This window comes from Bartonella silvatica (assembly GCF_040545155.1).
In the GTDB taxonomy this organism is placed as follows: Bacteria; Pseudomonadota; Alphaproteobacteria; order Rhizobiales; family Rhizobiaceae; genus Bartonella; species Bartonella silvatica.
Window position 1 is genome coordinate 1 of sequence record NZ_JBEPLI010000019.1, and the last position, 20,089, is coordinate 20,089.

General features: G+C 35.9%; 15 protein-coding genes, 1 tRNA gene and 2 pseudogenes. 10 read left to right on the forward strand and 8 right to left on the reverse strand.

Translation table 11 applies throughout. From position 1 onward, the window contains the following. Window positions 1–3,534: pseudogene (locus ABID23_RS08220) on the forward strand (hemagglutinin repeat-containing protein); the annotation flags it as partial. A 79-nt stretch (window positions 3,535–3,613) separates the two neighbouring features. Here the strand turns inward: ABID23_RS08220 and ABID23_RS06600 are convergent. The 3 genes from ABID23_RS06600 to ABID23_RS06610 all read right to left on the reverse strand — a co-directional run bounded on the left by ABID23_RS06600 (window position 3,614) and on the right by ABID23_RS06610 (window position 5,634). Next, a tRNA-Val gene (locus tag ABID23_RS06600) sits at window positions 3,614–3,688 on the reverse strand. Window positions 3,689–3,788: 100 nt separating this feature from the next. Beyond that, on the reverse strand, window positions 3,789–4,151 hold the full coding sequence (cpdR, locus tag ABID23_RS06605; protein ID WP_354190517.1) for a cell cycle two-component system response regulator CpdR: 363 nt from the start codon (window positions 4,149–4,151) through the stop codon (window positions 3,789–3,791). A gap of 565 nt (window positions 4,152–4,716) precedes the next feature. Next, entirely contained in the window at window positions 4,717–5,634 is a 918-nt protein-coding gene (locus tag ABID23_RS06610; protein WP_354190519.1) for a serine aminopeptidase domain-containing protein, read from the reverse strand. A 275-nt stretch (window positions 5,635–5,909) separates the two neighbouring features. Between ABID23_RS06610 and ABID23_RS06615 the strand changes: the two genes are divergently transcribed. Next, window positions 5,910–6,410 carry an Hsp20 family protein gene (locus ABID23_RS06615; RefSeq protein WP_354190521.1) on the forward strand — a complete coding sequence of 167 codons (501 nt, stop codon included), beginning with the start codon at window positions 5,910–5,912 and terminating at the stop codon, window positions 6,408–6,410. Between the two features lie 263 nt (window positions 6,411–6,673). On the opposite strand, the pseudogene ABID23_RS06620 reads toward ABID23_RS06615, so the two are convergent. Further along, a pseudogene (locus ABID23_RS06620) lies at window positions 6,674–7,392 on the reverse strand (site-specific integrase); the annotation flags it as partial. Between the two features lie 5 nt (window positions 7,393–7,397). After that, the gene (locus tag ABID23_RS06625; RefSeq protein WP_354190523.1) at window positions 7,398–7,592 is read right to left on the reverse strand and encodes a hypothetical protein; all 195 of its coding nucleotides are present in this window, start codon (window positions 7,590–7,592) and stop codon (window positions 7,398–7,400) included. A gap of 668 nt (window positions 7,593–8,260) precedes the next feature. On the opposite strand from ABID23_RS06625, the gene ABID23_RS06630 reads away from it, so the two are divergent. The 7 genes from ABID23_RS06630 to ABID23_RS06660 all read left to right on the forward strand — a co-directional run bounded on the left by ABID23_RS06630 (window position 8,261) and on the right by ABID23_RS06660 (window position 15,546). Continuing rightward, window positions 8,261–9,145: a septal ring lytic transglycosylase RlpA family protein gene (locus tag ABID23_RS06630; protein ID WP_354190525.1), complete on the forward strand. Its 885-nt coding sequence runs from the start codon at window positions 8,261–8,263 to the stop codon at window positions 9,143–9,145. A gap of 303 nt (window positions 9,146–9,448) precedes the next feature. After that, entirely contained in the window at window positions 9,449–10,612 is a 1,164-nt protein-coding gene (locus ABID23_RS06635; protein WP_354190527.1) for a D-alanyl-D-alanine carboxypeptidase family protein, read from the forward strand. Between the two features lie 31 nt (window positions 10,613–10,643). Next, window positions 10,644–11,288: a dTMP kinase gene (tmk, locus tag ABID23_RS06640; RefSeq protein ID WP_354190529.1), complete on the forward strand. Its 645-nt coding sequence runs from the start codon at window positions 10,644–10,646 to the stop codon at window positions 11,286–11,288. After that, window positions 11,285–12,340, forward strand: coding sequence for a DNA polymerase III subunit delta' (locus tag ABID23_RS06645; protein ID WP_354190531.1), 1,056 nt, complete (start codon window positions 11,285–11,287; stop codon window positions 12,338–12,340). Before tmk ends, ABID23_RS06645 begins: the two co-directional genes overlap by 4 nt. Before the next feature lie 63 nt (window positions 12,341–12,403). After that, window positions 12,404–13,936 (forward strand): methionine--tRNA ligase, encoded by a 1,533-nt coding sequence (gene metG / locus ABID23_RS06650; RefSeq protein ID WP_354190533.1) that lies wholly within the window; start codon window positions 12,404–12,406, stop codon window positions 13,934–13,936. 15 nt (window positions 13,937–13,951) lie between these two features. Further along, entirely contained in the window at window positions 13,952–14,725 is a 774-nt protein-coding gene (locus tag ABID23_RS06655) for a TatD family hydrolase (protein WP_354190535.1), read from the forward strand. Between the two features lie 11 nt (window positions 14,726–14,736). After that, entirely contained in the window at window positions 14,737–15,546 is an 810-nt protein-coding gene (locus tag ABID23_RS06660) for an MBL fold metallo-hydrolase (RefSeq protein WP_354190537.1), read from the forward strand. A 483-nt stretch (window positions 15,547–16,029) separates the two neighbouring features. Here the strand turns inward: ABID23_RS06660 and ABID23_RS06665 are convergent, their stop codons facing one another. From ABID23_RS06665 to pcsA, 3 genes are read right to left on the reverse strand one after another with little or no spacing between them, the layout of a single operon-like run. After that, entirely contained in the window at window positions 16,030–16,437 is a 408-nt protein-coding gene (locus ABID23_RS06665) for a DUF6163 family protein (RefSeq protein ID WP_354190539.1), read from the reverse strand. Beyond that, complete coding sequence (locus ABID23_RS06670; protein ID WP_354190541.1) at window positions 16,434–17,480, reverse strand: enoyl-CoA hydratase/isomerase family protein; 1,047 nt, start codon at window positions 17,478–17,480, stop codon at window positions 16,434–16,436. The genes ABID23_RS06665 and ABID23_RS06670 overlap by 4 nt, the downstream gene beginning before the upstream one ends. 21 nt (window positions 17,481–17,501) lie before the next feature. Then, window positions 17,502–18,284, reverse strand: coding sequence for a phosphatidylcholine synthase (gene pcsA, locus ABID23_RS06675; protein ID WP_354190543.1), 783 nt, complete (start codon window positions 18,282–18,284; stop codon window positions 17,502–17,504). Window positions 18,285–18,500: 216 nt separating this feature from the next. On the opposite strand from pcsA, the gene ABID23_RS06680 reads away from it, so the two are divergent. Continuing rightward, complete coding sequence (locus tag ABID23_RS06680) at window positions 18,501–19,763, forward strand: UbiH/UbiF family hydroxylase (protein ID WP_354190544.1); 1,263 nt, start codon at window positions 18,501–18,503, stop codon at window positions 19,761–19,763. Window positions 19,764–20,089 lie beyond the last annotated feature (326 nt).

Sequence of the window (20,089 nt, forward strand, 5' to 3'; positions counted from 1 at the left end):
AACAGAAAAAGGTGTTGGTGTTCGTATGCGCCATGATATGGCTGCCAATGCGGGGCAGTTGCATCTTTCTGCGGATGGAAAAATCTCGTTGAAGAGTGTTTTTGGGCATAAGGGCGTTGCCCTCAAATCGAAAAGCAAGAGTGTGTTGGCAAAGCATATTACATCAAAAAAGGATGTTGATATCGTTGCTCATCAAGATGTGCGGTTAGAGACGGTTGGTGCTGATGGTCATTTGGTGGCGGAAGCGCAAGAGGGGTGTTTAATCATTGCAGGAAAAGCAACCTCAGGGGGCAATATGAAGCTGTCTTCGCGCCATGCCATTAAAGTCTTAGGGCTAGGGGCAGGGGCTGATATGGTGTTTGAAACGGGCGGTGCACTTCATATTGATGGCACTGTTTTAGCGGGGGCAATCTTAAGGGGTATGCAGGTGGAGATATACAAGCCCATTTTTTAGCCAGTGGTGTAGATATGGCAGCAACGGGGGCAGCGGGTCACCTTATTCTTGGTCACCGAGGAGGTATTGATCTTCAGAGCCGTCAGGGTGCGATTGCAGCTGAAAATATTTATGGAGCGGGAGATATTACACTGTTTTCTCATCATGGGATTTCGGTTTTACAAACGATCTTGTCGCACCACAATATCGCCATTCATACACAAGCTGATGCTGCGGTTCATTTTGGACAACTTATAGCCTATGAGAATGCAAAGATTGAGAGTGGAGCAGTTGATTTTTCTTCTCTGATGACAGGGCAAGATGCTGTTTTAAAGGTGGGCAGTCTTGATGCAGGGGCACTTATGACAGGTGTAGATTTTGTATCGAGTGCTCTCAATCCGTCAGGCGATCTTATTTTGCATGACCATGGTTCTCTTTCCGTGACAGCACAAGAAGGGATAACAGTTGGTCAGATTGCCAGTGGGGGCGATATTGCCCTTTTTGTTGACAACGATATTTATTATATATTTATTATGATCAGGTCATTGGTATGGCACAGCCACACTGACATCGGTCTCTGGGGAGATCGTCTGCGAGGAGAGATGTGCGGTTGAATGCAAAGACTTTGGATTTGAGCAATAATCGCTTCCATATTTACACGCCTCAAACGCTGTTTTTAAATGCGGATGATATTGATGTTTCAGGCAGTACGCTGATTTATGGTGGTTGAGATTTTAACAGCACCCACGCTCTTGAGATTCATCACGCATTGCTTCGAGCCATTACAGATGAGGAGGGGGGACTGGAAACATTCTCTTTATAGCGCCAACTATTCTGGCAGATCAAGAAAGCTCGGTTTTGGCAGCAAGCGACTTTACGATCCAAACAGGGGGGGCTTGAAAATAGTGGTCAATTGGCATCGGGGCAGAATTTAGCCTCTAGTGTTACAGGTGATATTACGAACAGTCAAACCGGCTTAATCTATGCGGGGAGCAATGGTGCTCTCAAAGCAGATGGCATTTTGTTGAATGACTTTGGAGCCATTATGGCAGAGGGGGATTTATTTTTCACCAATGCAGATGGCACAGGAAAGAGCCTTTCACTTGTGAATAAAGCGGGCTTAATTCAAGCCGGTAGTACACCTATCCTTACGGAAAATTCGGAAAATGTGAATATTGGATTCAAAAAAACAGAAGGATCTGATCGGCTCAGTGATGAGATGTCATATCACAAAGAGGGTGGTGTGTTTAGCAGCAGCAAATCCGAACATAACAAGATTGATGCGATAGAAGTGGTTGGGTCAACCATATCTGGCGGAAAAGGTATTGTCCTTGAATCAGGCAACGACAGTCAAATCATGGGTTCCATGTTTATGGCGGTAAGGAAGAGATAACACGAGATCAGTCAGATCAGGACAAAGCGGATATTTCCATTCAATCGGGTGGAAAGATTACTATTCAAGGTGTGCAGGAAAACTATAACCAGCAACAACAATCCTCAAAAAGTGGATTTTTGCATAAGGCACCTTCCAATAACGCGCAATCGCATACAGCAACAGCGTCTTCCATTCTTGGGGCAACGGGCAATATTACCACCCAATCAAACAAAGAGACCACAATCACGGCGTCTCATATGATTGCCGATCAAGACATTCATGTAACGGGGGAAAGTGTAATGTAAGGATTGATGGCATGACAGATCATCATAGCAGCCATTCACAGAGCCATAAATCTGGTTTTTGTGTGGAGTCAGGGGGTGGCTTTGTATCGTTATATGGGAGTGAGGGGAAAAGGCAAGATGGCAAGATGAAGAAAGTTTTGAATATCAAGGCTCTTCTTTCAATGGAAAAAATATTACCATCACCGGTAAGGAAAAAGATGTGAATGTGGTGGGTTCTGATTTTGCAGCGCAGGAAGATATTAAGCTTTCAGCAGCCCATGATGTGAATGTTTTGCCTGGTCATAATCATCATAGTGCAAGCACACAAGAAGAGCGTTCAGCTTTTGGCTTTCAGCTTGAAAAGAACCGTACGGGTGCCTCTCTAAGTGTTGGGGCATCAAGCACCAAAGATACCGGTGATCAATGGGAAAAGGCGTCTGTTCAGTCCAATTTTACCGCGGGCAGAGATGTACAGTTTAATGCCAATCATGATGTCAATATGCAAGCAACCAATGTTTCGGCAGATCGTGATGTCAACATAGATGCTGGCAATAATATCACATTGTCGGAAAGTTATAATATTTCTAAGGGGCAAGAAACACACGAAAAATCTTTTGCTGGTGTGACAACTGCTGTCAATGTAGGGGCTCTTGGTACGGTACAAGATATGATGGATGCAGCAGACCGCATGAATAATAAGGATGGAAACAGTAAAGTCGGGAATACTCTGTTGACCGGAATTAAAATCAATCACCTTTTTAATAAAGGCAGTAATTTTATTGACTGGCTGGGTGGCAACACAGGAGAAAGAGGCAATGTAACAAAAGGGCTGAGCAGTACATTAGGAGGAATAGGAGGCTTTACTAAGGGGGCTCTTGCCGATATTGCTGATGCTTCTGCTAGTGTAACCGTGGGCTTTAATAGAGAGAAGGCAGAAGCCTCTTCTCATACCTCCACTGCTATGACCACGACAATAGAAGGTGGGCGTGGCGTGAATATAGAAGCCCATAAAGGCAGTATTCATGGTAAGGGAACTGATATTTTTGCAGGCATAAATCCGATGCAAAACAATGATGCAAAGAGCGGGAATATCAATTTGGAAGCAGGGCAGCATATCATCTTTGAAAGTGTGCAAAACACACAAAGTACAGAAAATAATATTGAAAGTACTTCGGTAAATGTTGGTACCAGTTATGGTGTAGGTGTGCAGGAGCAATGGGCAACTCCTCGTTTAATCAAGGAGAAAGTTCTAGTGAAGCTGTTCAGCAGAAAAACAGCCACATTGTGGGCACCAATACTGTTCACACCAGCAGTGGAGAAAACACCACATTAGTGGGTGCTGTTGTTTCGGGAAACCGTGTGGAGATGGAGGTTGGGGTGATTTCACCGTTGCCAGCCTCAGTGATAGTGAGAAAAGCTCTAGCATTTTGCAAAATTCTATTCCCGCACCTTTATTCTATCACCCCTAGCCCTTAAAAAATACACGCAAAACCAATAAGTTATTTGCACAGAAAAAGCAGATGGTGGGCATGACAGGGATTGAACCTGTGACCCCTACGATGTCAACGTAGTGCTCTCCCGCTGAGCTACACGCCCATTCAACTATGTTGTATACACCACATAGTGCTACAAAGGTCAATGCCCTAATTTAATTTTCTATTTAATTAAGGCATAAATAATTTAGGAAAATACCATTCTAAGCTGCTATAAGTATTTTTTCAACCTCATGAACGAGTTCACGTAAATGAAATGGTTTGGAAAGTACTTTTGCATCAGGAGGAGCATCACTATTTGAATTAAGTGCTACTGCTGCAAAGCCTGTAATGAACATGACTCGTAAATCAGGATCAATTTCAGTCGCACGTCGTGCTAATTCAATTCCGTCCATTTCTGGCATAATAATATCAGTAAGTAGAAGAGAAAATGGCTCTTCTTTTAAGCGTTCATACGCACTAGCACCATTATCGAAATCGGCGACTTCGTATCCTGCACGTTCTAAGGCTTTCACTAGAAAGCGACGCATATCATTATCATCTTCTGCAAGTAGGATTCGTTTCATGATTATGTTCCAATGGCTCCATTCATCAGACCTTTTGCCGCTCCAATTATACAATATAGATTCTTTATAAAAAAGCTGATAAAATACTCATAATTGAAATAAATGGCAAAATGGTTAATTTTTATCAATGATACAGCATATTCGTTGTGAGTTTGTTAAATTCAAAATGGATGTGATATAAAAAAAGAAGAAAGTATTTGAGTGTTTTGGGTACAATATTTAAGTATATTTTTTTATTTTTTCTCTGATTACAAGTCCATTGAAAGAGCTTCTATTTGAAAAGTAGGTTTACTGCTCTAAAAAAGTTATACTATACGCTTTTCTGGTGGTTATTTATTTTATTATATAATAGAGTTTAAAGGTAAACTTACTCTATTAATAATTACACAAAAACCTGATTTTGATGTCCTATTTTCATCGATAGTTGATATTTGTTGTTTTTTTATGATGTAAATAAAATTTTGTAAAAATATTTCTCCTTCATATAGAAAAAATTCCTTTAGATAAAAATTCTTATATTTTCTAAAGAAACCCTCTATAGAAATTATAATTTTGTTAAGAAACGTTATTGTACCGATACATTATTAGCAATAAACGCATCAAATGCAGCCCAAAATTCTTTTTTGTAATTTTCTTCATACATAATGGTATCAAGTTCAGCCCCTGTAATAGTAATACTATCTATCAGTCGTGTTTGCTGGCATAATTGTCGAGCCTCAATATTATTCACAATATTGTTTTGATTTGCGAGAATAAACAGTGTTGGAATTTTCAAATATCCTTGAAGTATATTTCTTTTCATAGAAGCAACGGTGTTAAGTGTTGATGCCATCCACCGAGATGTTGGGGGGGTAATAAGGGAAGAATGTATGTTATTTACGGAACTCAATGGCCTATTTTTCTGTTTTATTTTTTTGAAGTTTTTTCCACTTTGAGCCGGTATGAATCCAAGGCCTATATCAGAAAGAAGTTGTGTTAATTTATGTTGAAAATTGTTTATTTTGTTGCCAAATGGAGAAAAAAGGGGAGAAACACAGAGCATTTTATTAAACTTATGATTAATGATATCTATTCCGCTTAGTGCGATCAATCCACCTATACCATAGGTGAGCATATAGTAAGGTGGTGGACAATTAAAATAAACAATATTATTAAAAAATTCAGATAAATCATTAATATTATTGTTAATATTGAAATACTGATATCGGTTTTTCTTCATTTTTCTGAATGATGATTTTTCCCGAAAAAACCAATCAAATATCGCTGTATGAAACCCACGTTTAGAAACTTCATTCATTAATAAAAAATATTTTTCTAAAGTATGTGTATAGCTTTCGAGAATAACGATTGTCCCTTTAGATTTTTCCACTTCAGGATACGTTATCGCAAAATGAATTACACGATCGATAGCTGTTTTGAGATCACCGCTCTGAATATTGGGAGGAATAAAATCACGGTTTTTAGAATAAAGAGGAATTTCCAATTGACATCCTTTATAGTGTATTTGGTAATTTTTCATAAATGAAATAATGAAAGGAATAACATTTACATAATGATAAAAGATAATTAAAAAATAATTATATTACTTTTGAATATTTTTACGAATTTAAGCATAAAGAGTTGAAATAGGAGAGAATGATTACCAGATAAATAATTGCAGTTGCCATTCTGGGGCTGCTGGTTCATGGGATAAGTTTGCCATTTGGAAACTTTGTGAACTAATTAATTGTAGTCGCTCGTAAAAAGGAGGACAGTATTATGCGTCAAGTAGATTTTTCACCATTTTATCGTTCAACAGTAGGTTTTGATCATCTTTTTAACTGGTTTGATTCCAGGACACAGCCCGATGATGTTTCTTCTTATCCGCCCTATAATATTGAGCGTTTAACAGAAGATTCTTATAGGATTTCTATGGCTATTGCTGGTTTTTCTCAAAATGAGGTTGATATTGAAACGCACTGCAATCAGTTAATTGTTAAAGGAGAAAAAAAGCTTGAAAGTGATGATGAAAAGCGAGAATTCCTTTATCGAGGTATTGCCTCGCGTGTTTTTGAGCGACGCTTTCATTTGGCTGATCATGTTAAGGTTACAGGAGCTGAGCTTGGCGATGGACTTCTTCATATTCAGCTTAAAAGAGAAATGCCAGCTGAATTAAAACCAAAGAAGATAATGGTACAAACACCATCATCTGTCAATAAAAATGGTAATAATCATAATATACGTAAAGTAGATTTAGAAACCGAGAAAACTGAAGGATAAGGCAACTCCTTGAAACAATAAAGGCGCGAGATCAATATCTCGCGCCTTTTTATCTTTTTTCTATAAGAATAGAAAATCATTTAAATGGGCATCTCTACTTCTAAGTTTTGGAAATTATTTTTAAGTGTTTTCTTAATGGCAAAGTAACATAATAGAATAATAATTTAATGCAAAAAATAAGTATAATTTTATATTTCTTAATAGATGCAAACAGAAAATCAATAAGATTAAATATTTTAAATGTAAGGAATTTTTTTTGATAATGTTTCTTCTCCAATAGGACCAGCTTCAAGCGTTTTGGCTAATTCCGGTAAAATAGGAAGAAAGACATCTGTTTGGAATTTGCTTTTCTCTGTTTTGGGATGAATGATGTTATTTTTTACATCATTCCAACCAATGCGAACGGCATCACCACGACGCAAACCCGTGTAAAGAAGAATATCAATTCAAACGCGTTCATGAGTACCGTGATGCCATCTTTATTACGAAGGGTTGGTCTTTTTACTCCTACTGTTGGATTGTTTTCTAAAAGACCTTGGTCAATCGCCCAATTAAAAAGTCCATTAAGGGCTTTCAGGAAGCCTATAGCCATTGCTGGTGTTTCTTTGCGTCGTTCAACGTCAGCTATGATATGTTTCTTGTTGATTGCTTGGTATGGAATATTTCCTACGGAGTCGCACACTTTCATAAGGAGGAGTTCTCTTTGTCTTTTCGTAGCTTTAGCAAGGCTATACCAATTGACGCTATTAAAATATTGTTTAAGCAGCCATACAAATGCCCCTTCAATCAGTTTGCCAGTTTTAGGTTTTGGAGGGATTATACCTTGTAATTCGGCAAGTGCGCTTTTGTAGTTGTCAACAAACTCTTGCGTTCCATAGGTGCCACATATTCTAATACGTTTTCCATGACCAATACGTACATACCATACGATTTTGCCATGTTGGGTAATTTGTTTTTCACAAGATGAGGGGGGGGTTGGCATGGTGATCACCTATAAGACGATATCAAAGTCATAGTCATCACGTGATGTATTGTTGAGTTTGATAATGGGATATTTGTTTTCAGATAGATAAGCACTTCACCGGTCGGTTTTATTTCTATCAATTCGCAACCTTGCTTTTTTGCTTCTCGTAAAGCCCTTGCAATGACAGGTTGTGTTATGGTAGCAGGACGTGGTGCCATATCTGTTCTCCTTACATTGAGATGCAATTCACCCGTTTCGTGAATCACGCATATTTTGAAAATTGTTAGAAAAGGGGAGGAATGAGAGGAAAAAACTTCTTCATATTTTAAAAGTTCGTGGGGTTATTTTTTAGATGTGTTTAAGTTTATATTCCCAATCTTTTAACTCAGTAAAGAGCCAAGGCAACTTGTCTCTTATGACACATACACACATCAATTTCAAAACATGTGATAGTAACACGGTTTTATCAAGAAAAATTTGGTATGGCTTGTCTATCGCATGAGAGTTGTTCTTGAGTGTTGTATTTCGATAGTTTTTAAAAAGACATTCATAATCTTTTTTCCGAAAAAAATGATATGTATAATTATTATTTATGTTTCATGCTCGTTTTTGAATCAGATTTTTGTAAATTGTATATAGAATCAATTTTTACTAACATATTGATTGTTATTTTAAAAATAACTTAATATATTTACAAAACTATATTTATCTGATACAAAAATCATAAAAAAGTTAATTATTCACTAATTTCTTGATAAATGGTAAATTTTTAGGATATCATAATTGCTGAGAGGGGAATCATCTCAAGATGTAAATTTCTCTATCGTATACAGAAGGTACGGTATGGTTTTTTACAATGAATAATTGAAAATGAGCGGGCTGACAAATGCTGTTAATTAGCACAGAAAAGTTGATTTGCGTTTTTAATTCAACACTTCGGTTTACTTTTGTAGTTATTTTTTCTCAATTATTGATTTCTTGTTGTGCAAGCCAGACGGCACACTTTAAAATAAAAAGCTTTTGCAACAATAACAATAAAGAAGCCAACATAAAGACTACTGCTTTTTCTAAGAAAGAATTAAGAGGAAAGCATCAACCCAAAAAAAGGGGAAATGGTCGGGCTGTTGTTGGTAAACCTTATCAGATAAAGGGAAAATGGTATTATCCGCAAAATGATCCGAACTATAAACGTGTTGGGGAAGCATCATGGTATGGTTCAGACTTTCACGGGCGCTTGACCGCAAATGGGGAGATTTATGACATGAATCTTTTGACAGCTGCTCATCCCACCATGCCTTTACCGAGTTATGCCCGTGTTACTAATCTGAAAAACGGATCTTCTATTGTTGTTAGAGTAAATGATCGTGGTCCTTTTATGAAAGATAGAATCATTGACTTATCAAAGCAGGCTGCCCAAATACTTGGCTATGCCAATGCAGGTGTAACAAGCGTTAAAGTAGAATATATCTCTGAAGCACCTGTTGGCTATTATGACAGTGCTTATTTAATGGCTTCTTATACATCTGGAAACAATACGTCATCTCCATTAATATTAGCAAACATTTTGAAAGAAAAAGAAGAAACTGCGCAAGAAAGCCTTTATACAAGTCATCAAAAACAATTGGTTGAAGCTACAATTGGAAAAAAACAACTTAATAAGGACTTTTCAGTTAAATTACCGGAAATTGGTCCTATTTTGATCGATAAGCCCGTATTATTTGATCAAGTTGCTTTTATAAATATGCTAAGCAAAAAGATGCAAGTCAATTAATTAAAGGTATTTTAAAAAGGGTATTGATCGCTGATCATCTGTGACTTTTAAAACATAGATGATCAGAACTTTAGTTGTTGTAAGGTTTTACTTTAAATCAAAATGAGTCTATGCTTTTAAATAAATTAAAAATAAACTTTTAGTGAACAATAAAAAATCTAACAGGTACTTTATTTTTATATGTTCAGAAAAATCATAATCTATTTCTAATTTAAAATCAGTGCTTAATCTGAAAAAAGCGGAACTTTTTCTATATAGAAGATTATTTATGCGGTTGTCTTTAGATATGGGAGAAGCGGCTATATGAATATGATATTAAGGGTTTTATTGACCTTATTTTGGATATTAACATTGAATGAGTGGGGAAAAGCACAAATTTTTCAAACTTCTGCATCACAATTACTGTTAATAGATGATAGTACAGATACAGTACTTTTTGAAAAACAAAGTGATCTTACTTTTTTTCCAGCTTCATTGGCAAAATTAATGACAGCTGAAGTGATATTTCATCAATTAAAAGCAGGTTTGTTAAGTAGTACACAAAAATTTAAGGTTAGTGAAAATGCTTGGCGCAAAGGTGGAGCACCTTCCGGTACGACCACCATGTTTGCAAAAGTAAAATCAGAAATTAGTGTTTCTAACCTTTTACGTGGTTTAATTATTGTCAATGGCAATGATTCTGCTATTACTCTTGCTGAAGGAATATCGGGCAGTGAAGCTGAGTTTGCCAAACTGATGAATCAGAGAGCTAAAATTCTTGGGTTGTCGCACAGCCATTTTGTTAATGCTACGGGATTTCCTCAAGAGGGACAGTTTGCAACATTGCGCGATATGATTGTCTTAGCACGTCATATTATCTCTGAATATCCGAATTATTATGCACTTTATCATGAACCTTCTTTTACTTGGAATAATATTTTTCAACGTAATAAAAACCCTCTCATTTCTAAAGAAATTGGTGTAGAAGGATTTGGCTTTGGTTATAGTGAAAAAGAAGGTTTCTCAATGATTGTTTCTTTTTATAAAAATCATCAACGTCTTTTTTTAGCGATTAATGGCTTGCACAAAGGCAAGGAATATACAAAAGAAGTAAAACGCATTCTGCAGTGGGGAATAACAGCTTTTGATCTTAAAACAGTTTTTACTAAAAAAGAGAAAGTTGGTCATGCTTCTGTTTATGGTGGGGCACAAAGCTCTGTTTCTCTTATGGTTAAAGAGCCGATAAGCTTTATGCTATCAAATGAAAAAAAAATGAGTGTGAAAGCAACGGTTAAATATCATGGTCCATTAAAAGCTCCCGTTTTTTTAGGGCAAAAAATCGGTGTTATTCAAATTATAGAAGATAAAAGGGTTCTTCTTGAAAAACCAGTTTTTGCAGGAAACACTGTTCAGGAAGGAGGCTTTTTTACAAGAGCAAAAAATGCACTCTATGAAATAACCATTGGATGGTTTCGGAAATATTTATAGTATATGTACTAAAAAGGGCTAAGGTTTATACGTGTCAGGTTATTTTATTACATTTGAAGGAGGGGAGGGAGCGGGAAAAACGACGCAAATTTCTTTGCTTGCTCAAGATCTTTCTAGCAGAGGTTATGGTGTTGTTTTAACACGAGAACCAGGAGGAACGGCAGGTGCAGAAGCAATACGCCATGTTCTCTTATCTGGTCAGGCACAACAATACGGACTTTTAAGTGAAGTTCTCTTATTTACAGCAGCACGTGCTGACCATGTTAGTGAGGTTATTATTCCTGCGTTGCAAAAAGGAAAAATTATTTTATGTGATCGTTTCATCGATTCTACACGTGTTTATCAAGGACTCAATGATAAGGTGGACGCTTCTACCCTTTTCTCTTTAGAGCGCATTGCACTCAATGGAATAATGCCGCATCTGACATTCTTATTAGATATACCAGCAGCGTATGGTATGAAACGTGCAGAAATGCGACGGAAAAAAGCAGAAAGAATTGATTACTTTGAAAAAGATAATTTAAATATTCAAGAACAAAGACGCCAAGCTTTTTTACAATTAGCAAAGCAAGAAGCTCATAGATTTCACGTGATCGATGCGACAGGTGCGGTGGAAAGTATAGCACAGAGAATAAAAGATATTTGTTATAAGTTGTTGTTGGATAAGCCTGCATGAATGATGCCAATATGTTACGACAATATGATGATATTGATACAGTTTTAGCCGCTTCACAAAATAGTATGATTTTTGGTCATGATGATGCGCGTCATTTTTTAGCGCAAATGCATAAAGAAAAACGTTTGCATCACGCACTATTATTTGAAGGAGAGCACGGAATTGGAAAAGCAACATTGGCATTTCATCTTGCTTGGAATATTTTAAGCTCTCAAAAAGGCGACTTTTTACAACCAGAGCATAATTCCATAACATGGCATAAAATAACGCATGGTTGTCACCCTAGTCTTTTGCATATTTCACGTCGTTTTGATTTTAAAACGCAAAAATTCAAAACAGGTATCCTTATTGATGATATCCGCGATGTTATGCATTTTTTAAACCAGACTTCACAAAATAATGAGTGGCGTATTGTTATTATTGATCCTGCCGATGATATGAATAGAAGCGCAGCCAATGCAATTCTTAAAACTCTTGAAGAACCACCAGAAAAGGTTTTATTCATTATTATTACACACTCTCTAGGAAAATTACTTCCAACTATTCGTTCACGGTGCCACAAGATTTCTTTACGACCATTGTGTGATGATGAGATGAAAAAAATTATTACACATATTTTTTCCCATCAGAATTTACCTGATGAAAAAACTATTGAGATGATTATTCAAAGATCTAAAGGAAACCCTCGAACAGCTGCTTTACTGATTTGTAATGGTGGTTTTGAAATTGTTACAACCATCGACACTCTTTTAGAGAAACCTGTTTGTAACACAACTGCAGTACACACTCTTGCACAGACACTTTCATCTGTTTCGTCAGCTATCCAGTTTCAGCAATTTTGTGATGAAATTCTTGATAAAGTTCAAAAAAGAGCTATCATGCTTGTTGAAAGGGGAGAATTAGCTCTTGCAAAAAAATGTGCACAAATATGGCAGGATCTTCATCAAGAAATAAAGGAAATGCAACTATTTAATCTCGATAAGAAGCAACTTATTATTAATATGCTTTTTAGAGTTCACAAGTTCATTCATAAGGGTGAGCTTTTTTCGTGACAATATAACAAACAGAAGGTATGTCAGTATATCTTTTTTATTGCGTTTCACAATGAGTATGACATGCGTGACACATATTATATAACAACTCCAATTTTTTATCCTAATGGCACTCCACATATTGGACATGCCTATAGTGCAATTGTAAGTGATGTTTTAGCACGTTTTCAACGATTAGACGGAAAAAATGTATTTTTTCTCTCAGGTACGGATGAACACGGTTTAAAGATGCAACAAACAGCAGCAAAGTTAGGTATAAGTCCTAAACAACTTGCAGATCGTAATAGTGCTGTATTTCAAAAAATGCTCGCAGTTTTAAACTGTTCTAATGATGATTTTATTCGTACGACAGAAGAGCGCCATTACCAAGCGTGTCAAAAGATTTGGAACAAGATGGAAGCGAATGGTGATATTTATCTTGACCGTTATACTGGTTGGTATTCTGTTCGGCAGGAAGCATATTATGAAGAGGAGAATACTGAAGTTGGGGAAGATAACATTCGTCGTGAGAAGGAGTTAGGCTCTCCAGTTGAATGGAACGAAGAAGAGAGTTACTTTTTTAAACTGTCCCGTTATGAAAAAGCGCTTCTTAAACATTATGAAAAATATCCTGATTTTATTTCTCCGCCTGAGCGACGGAATGAAGTTATAAGCTTTGTCAAATCAGGTTTAAAAGACATTTCTATTTCACGGACAAGTTTTAATTGGGGTGTTGCTGTTCCCGGTGATCCAAAACATGTGATGTATGTTTGGGTTGATGCACTTACAAATTATCTTTCAGCAATTGGATTTTTCGATGAAAATTCGAAAAGGCATAATTTTTGGCCTGCAAACATTCATATTATTGGTAAAGATATTCTTCGTTTTCATGCCGTCTATTGGCCAGCATTTTTAATGTCGGCGGGAATTGAATTGCCTAAGCGTATTTTTGCACATGGTTTTTTGCTTAATCGCGGTACAAAAATGTCAAAGTCTATTGGAAATGTCGTTGATCCTTTTGAGCTGATTAGTCGCTATGGACTTGATCAGTTTCGTTATTTTCTACTTCGTGAAGTCCCATTTGGGCAAGATGGCAGTTACAGCCATGATGGCTTTGTAAATCGCATTAATTCCGATCTTGCTAATGATCTGGGTAATTTAGCACAGCGCTCTTTATCTATGATTGCCAAAAATTGTGACGCAAAAGTCCCTATACCAGCTGTTTTTTTAGATCAAGATAAACAGCTTTTGAAACAGTCTTTTCAAGCTTTTGTACTTGTACGTCAATCTATGTCTTCTTATGCGATGCATTTAGCACTTTCAGCTATTTTTTCAGTTGTAGCAGATGCTAATCGTTATTTTGCTAGCGAACAGCCTTGGAGTTTACGAAAAAATAACCCAGAAAGATTTCGTACGGTTCTTTACATCACTGTAGAAATATTACGGCAAATAGGAATTATGCTTTTGCCTTTTATGCCGCAGTCAGCGGACAAACTCCTTGATAGCCTTGCAATTTCTGAAGGTGAGCGATTGTTGTATCATATCAGTCATTCAAAAATTCAAGAAGGTCTTGATCTTCCGTCGCCAGATCCAATATTCCCCCGTTATACTCTTTAGAAAGATGATACCACCATGTTGATTGATACACATTGCCATCTTGATTTTGAAGATTTTTCACAAGACTTAAGTGGTGTTATCCAACGGGCTTTAGATGCTGATGTTGGACGTATGATAACAATTTCAACACATGTTCATAAGTTGAAGAAGCTTTTAGCAATTGCACAAGCCTATGATCAAGTATTTTGTTCTGTCGGTACGCATCCCAATCATGCCCATGAGGAACAAAATATTACAGCTGATAAGCTTATTGAGCTTTCGGAGCATCCTAAAGTTATTGCATTTGGAGAAGTTGGTCTCGATTATCATTATGATTATTCTTCACCAGAAGAGCAAAAGAAAGTTTTTCAAGAACATATCATCGCTTCTCGAGAAACACAGCTGCCTCTTATTATACATTCACGCAATGCAGATTCCGATATGGAAAAAATATTACGCAAACAAATAAAAGAAGGTCATTTTCCGTTTATTCTTCATTGTTATTCTTCTGGAATGCAACTTGCTCGTACTGGAATTGAACTTGGCGGTTATATTTCGTTTTCAGGTATTTTAACTTTTAAAAATGCGCTTGAAATCCGTGAAATAGCAAAAATTGTCCCTCATGAACGTTTATTAGTAGAAACAGATGCGCCATTTTTAGCGCCAGTGCCTCATAGAGGTAAGACAAATGAACCCTCTTTTGTGCACTATACCGCAGCTGTTTTGGCTGAAACGACGGGCTTAACTATTGAAGAAATAGCTCAAATAACAACACGCAATGCTTTTTATTTATTTAGCAAAATGAAATAAGGTAAAAAGGTATGTCTGATCGATACCGGTTTACAATATTAGGCTGTGGCTCTTCTCCTGGGGTCCCCCGTCCCAATGGTGATTGGGGGGAATGTGATCCCAACAATCCTAAAAATAGACGCTACAGAAGTTCTTTATTAGTTGAACGCATTAAGCCATCAGGAAAAAAAACAACAATTGTTATTGATACTGGTCCTGACTTTAGATCGCAGATGATTGAAGCACGTGTGAGCCATCTTGATGCTGCTCTTTACACGCACTCTCACGCAGATCATATTCATGGTATTGATGATTTGCGCAGTTATGCACTTGCACAAAAATGTTTAATAGATATTTATGCAGATACATTTACACTAAAACATTTGAAAACTGCTTTTGGATATTGTTTTCAAACTCCAAAAAATTCGTCTTACTCACCTATTTTAAAAGCAAATCTTATTAATGAAGATAGCCGGTTTATTATTCAGGGGCAGGGTGGTGCCATAAATATCAACACGCATTTACAATATCATGGCAATATTCATTCTTTGGGATTTCGTATTGGCAATGTTGCTTATTGTACAGATGTTAGTCAATTTCCGGAAAAGACATTGCTAAAATTAATGAATTTGGAGGTTTTAATTATTGAAGCTCTTCAGTTTAAGCTTCACCCAAGTCATCTTTCTGTAGATCAAGCATTACACTGGATAAAATATTTACAGCCCAAACAAGCTATACTCACACATATGGATAGGTCACTTGATTACAATAAGGTTATAAATGATACGCCAGCGCATGTGCAGCCTGCTTATCAGGGGTTTGTTTTTGAGACAGACGTATGATCTAGTAAAATAAGAAAGTTGAAATGAACTAGAAAATATTATAAAAGTATAATGATATTCATTATTATTGATAGTTAAATAATATCATAAAAATTTCATTATCAAGATTACAGTTTTTTATGAAATAATGAATGTATTATATAGCACATATAAATAATATCATTTTAAATATTTTCTTATATTGTAATATAAACATTTCGTGTCAAACTTTTGACATAATTTTGTTTAAACTATGAAGAATGCGATATAAATATGATTGGAGGGATCGTCTTTCCTATGTGATATCGCATAATATATATTATGGAACTTTTAAAAGGATATTATTGATATGATACCAGCACTTTGGGGAATGATCGCTTCATTATTATGGATATTTTCAACAAAATATACGAGCGTTTGGCAATTATGGTGGGTACCATTTTCTTAATAAATTAAAATTAAACTTCGAGCCAGTCACTTTCTGGCTCGAAAATTTAAAAAGATTTAAATACTTCTTGCTCTTAAATTCGATTTTTTTATAAAGAATTTTAATACAATAAAAGTTAAAAATAGTATTCCATGAAATAACAGTATAAAAGATTGATCAATAGAACCAGAGTAATACATCGTTAATATTTCAATAAATACTGCAATACACCATAAAACAATACCCCATAACGAATACATCCAAAGTCCAATTAAGGCGATGGGATATATGATAGCTAATGTTGCTGATGCAAACTGCCAATGCCATGGCATAAGGTCAAAACGCCATAAAGCTCCTGGAAATATGCCAACAAGACGTATCCAATAAAAAACACTCAAACCCAAGCAAATGAGTGCTAAAAAACGTAAATAATAATTATAAATTAAATTAATTTTTGAAATCTGCTTTTGAGGATGAGTATTCAAAGTAATAATTCTTTTTCAACAGGCTGGAAGTAAGAAGCTATCATTTCATCGGTTACATTTGAAAGTTTATCTGGTTTCCATTTCGGTTTTTTATCCTTATCAATTAACATTGCACGTACACCTTCATAAAAATCATGTGCATTAATCATGTGATGTGCAATACGGTTTTCAATTTTCATACACTCTTCCAAGCTATGACATGGATCCTGCTTCATTTGTTTCCAGATAATTTTTAAACTTGTCGGAGAACGTGCCTGCAAAATATCATAACATTCTTTAGCAAATACCCCCCCCTCATTGTTTTTTTTATAAAGTAACTCAATACATTCTTCCAATGTTTGGGTACCAAAGCAAGTATTGATAATAGAGCGTATTTCATGACTCGTTTCATAGTCTTTTGTGATTGCTCGCTCATCTAAAGCTAACTTAGGATTTCCTTGTTCAATAATAGCCTCTTTAATGTATTCTAATTCAATTTCAGGAACAGCATGTGTTGCTAGCTTTAAGTTTAAGCAATCTCCCCATTTTATACGCGCACCAGTTAATGCAAGATATGTACCAAAGTGATTAGGAAGAGATGGCAGAAAAAAGCTTGCACCAACATCTGGAAAAAAACCAATAGCACCTTCCGGCATAGCAAAGAGTGTCTTTTCTGTGACAATTCGGTGTGAACCATATATAGAAATCCCTACCCCACCTCCCATCCAAATACCATTCAAAAACGAAACGTAAGGTTTTGAAAAATGTTTAATAGAAGCATTTAAGCGATATTCATCGCTAAAATATTGATAAGAAGAGGCCTTTTTTCCCATATAATAGATTTCTACAACATCTCCACCTGAACAAAAAGCACGTCCCTCCCCTTCAACCAAAACGCAGGAAATATCATCATCAGTTTCCCATGCTTTAAGAGCTTTTTGAAAAGCAGAAACCATTTTTTGATTAAGAGCGTTCAGTGCTGAAGGGCGCATGAGCTTTATGATACCAGCGTGCCCTTTTTTTGTAAAAGAAATATCATCACCTGCTCCAAAATCAATTTGCATTTCACATGCCTCCTAAAATATTTATCTCATTGTTTTTCCGTGTTTTTTTATTCCTAATTGAGGAAAAACTTGCATGATAGCACCAATACAATACATATAAATACCTGTTACTGAAATTCCTATTTTAAGCCAATATGGAGCATTCAATTGATAAAAAAATGCGGTAATACAAAAAAAACACCATAAGAAAAAAACTGAAAGATTAAGTTTACGTAAACGAACAACTCTTACAGGATGAACAAAATAAATTGGTAAAAAGGATATGACTGCCGATAAAGCAATAATGATAAAAGTGATCCACTCTCCTGGTTTTACCACAAAAAGCACAAAAATCATCATATTCCAAACAACAGGAAATCCTTTAAAAAAGTTTTCTTTTGTTTTCATTCCAGTATCTGCATAATAGATAGCGGATGAAATCACGATGATAGCACTTAATAAAAATGATAACCCTGGCCCCATAAAGCCACTTTGATAAAGTGCAAAAGCTGGAATTAAGACATATGTGACATAGTCAATGATATTATCTAAGAGTTCCCCAGACCACGTTGGAAGTACGTACTTAACATCAAGCTTGCGTGCAATTGGGCCATCAATACCATCAACGAGAAGAGCAAGTCCGAGCCAACAAAACATAGCAGTCCATTCTTTTTGAGACGCTGAGATAAGAGAAAGAAATGCTAAAAATGAACCAGAAGCTGTTAATAAGTGGACGGAAAAAGCTTTTGCTTGCGGCATTGTTACTTTTTTATGCCGCAAGAGATCAGCATTTGTTTTAATTGTTTTTGTTAGCTTACGTTTCAAAGCTTTCTTCGCTCCTTATTTCTGAGATTTTCATTCATCTACAACAGGTAATTTTTATCTAATGATATAATTTATCGTAAAAAAATCATAAAAAAGTTACTTTGTTATATCGAATTATTTATTACATAATATAATAGAAAGGCTTCATACAATAAAAAGGATTATTCATTTAGAAATATTAAAATATTTATTCAATGAGGAAAGGTTCAAATCATTGTGAAACTTGAAGAAAATGAGCATAAAGATTTTGCTGTCATTGGTGCAGGTCCAGTTGGTATGCTAGCAGCACTTAGTCTTGCATATAGGGGGCACTCTGTTTTTCTAATTGGTCCATTTCCTCACGCAGATGAATTACGGACAACCGCTCTTATGATGCCAGCAATACGTACGCTTCAAAAACTCAATATTTGGGATATTCTAAAAAGTTATGCAGCGGCTTTATCATTTATTAGAATCATAGATATAACCTCTAGAATTGTACGTGCTCCTACTTTGAATTTTTCTTCTGCTGAAATTGGTGAAGAGGCTTTTGGTTATAACATACCTAATATAAAATTAAACAATGCTTTAATCGATTCTATTGCACATACTCCTAGTATTATAAGATTTGTTTCTCCGGCAAAGTCTTTCCATTATCAAAAAAATCATGTCTGCATTACTCTTGCAGATGGTCGACTTATTCAAGTATCTCTTGTGATTGCTGCTGATGGACGTCACTCTCTAGCACGTACAGCGGCAGGTATTGGCGTCAAGCAGTGGAACTATCCACAAAAAGCACTTATTCTCAATTTTTCTCATGACTTTTCTCATAAAAATACATCGACTGAATTTCATACAGAGAATGGTCCGTTAACACAGGTACCACTTCCAGGAAAAAAATCTAGTCTTGTATGGGTTGTTAATCCTTCTCATGCTGAAGAATTACTTAGTACAGGATCAAAAGAAATTGCAAAAATTATTGAAAATCAGATGCAATCAATGCTTGGAGCTTTAACATTAGAAACATCTGTTCAAGCATGGCCCCTTTCAGGGCTTATCTCTCACCATTTTGCTGCTCGTCGAACGATTTTAGTGGGAGAGGCCGCTCATGTTTTTCCTCCAATTGGAGCACAAGGATTGAATTTAGGATTTCGTGACGTTCAAACGTTGATTAATATTTTGTCTACGAAAATATCGAGTTATAATCCTGAAATGATTATGGCATATTACAACAAATACCGAAAGCCTGATATATTGATGCGAAGTGGAGCTGTTCATGCGCTCAATTCTGCTTTACTTTCTAATATGTTACCTGTTCATATTATGCGAAGCGTTGGGGTTGGATTGTTACGCAACTGCTCGCCATTACGTAATTTATTTATGCGAGAAGGGATGTATCCCGGTTACGGATTTAGAGAGATGATGCAAATATTCTCAACTAAATTATCGAAAAGTTCCATTGATCTGTTGAAAACAAATGATGCTAGTGAGGAAAAGTAATAGGGTACAATAGAAAAAATCAACATTAACTCAGCTATATAAATTTATCGGCGATAAGATTTAGAGAAAAGAGTTCTACTCCTTACAGTAATACAATCAAGCATATAAGCTGATAAAAAGAGTGCTTAAGAGAGGAAAAACTTTAACAAAGATCTTATCAGTGTTGATAAGAGATGCATTTGTGGTTTTTATATTTCAAACACAACAAAAAATCTTCAAGTGCACAGCTTATAAAAAGAACTTTTGAGGATGCGTTTTTTTTTGCACAGATGATTGATGTATATTCTCTAGAAAAATATATGTTTATTATATTAATTTCGTTTTCT

Bases quoted from the DNA above. Each gene is read 5' to 3' on its own strand.
- cpdR (WP_354190517.1), bottom strand. From the start codon at position 4,151: ATGAAACGAATCCTACTTGCAGAAGATGATAATGATATGCGTCGCTTT.
- ABID23_RS06615 (WP_354190521.1), top strand. From the start codon at position 5,910: ATGCGTCAAGTAGATTTTTCACCATTTTATCGTTCAACAGTAGGTTTT.
- ABID23_RS06625 (WP_354190523.1), bottom strand. From the start codon at position 7,592: ATGGCACCACGTCCTGCTACCATAACACAACCTGTCATTGCAAGGGCT.
- ABID23_RS06630 (WP_354190525.1), top strand. From the start codon at position 8,261: ATGCTGTTAATTAGCACAGAAAAGTTGATTTGCGTTTTTAATTCAACA.
- ABID23_RS06635 (WP_354190527.1), top strand. From the start codon at position 9,449: ATGAATATGATATTAAGGGTTTTATTGACCTTATTTTGGATATTAACA.
- ABID23_RS06645 (WP_354190531.1), top strand. From the start codon at position 11,285: ATGAATGATGCCAATATGTTACGACAATATGATGATATTGATACAGTT.
- metG (WP_354190533.1), top strand. From the start codon at position 12,404: ATGCGTGACACATATTATATAACAACTCCAATTTTTTATCCTAATGGC.
- ABID23_RS06655 (WP_354190535.1), top strand. From the start codon at position 13,952: ATGTTGATTGATACACATTGCCATCTTGATTTTGAAGATTTTTCACAA.
- ABID23_RS06660 (WP_354190537.1), top strand. From the start codon at position 14,737: ATGTCTGATCGATACCGGTTTACAATATTAGGCTGTGGCTCTTCTCCT.
- ABID23_RS06670 (WP_354190541.1), bottom strand. From the start codon at position 17,480: ATGCAAATTGATTTTGGAGCAGGTGATGATATTTCTTTTACAAAAAAA.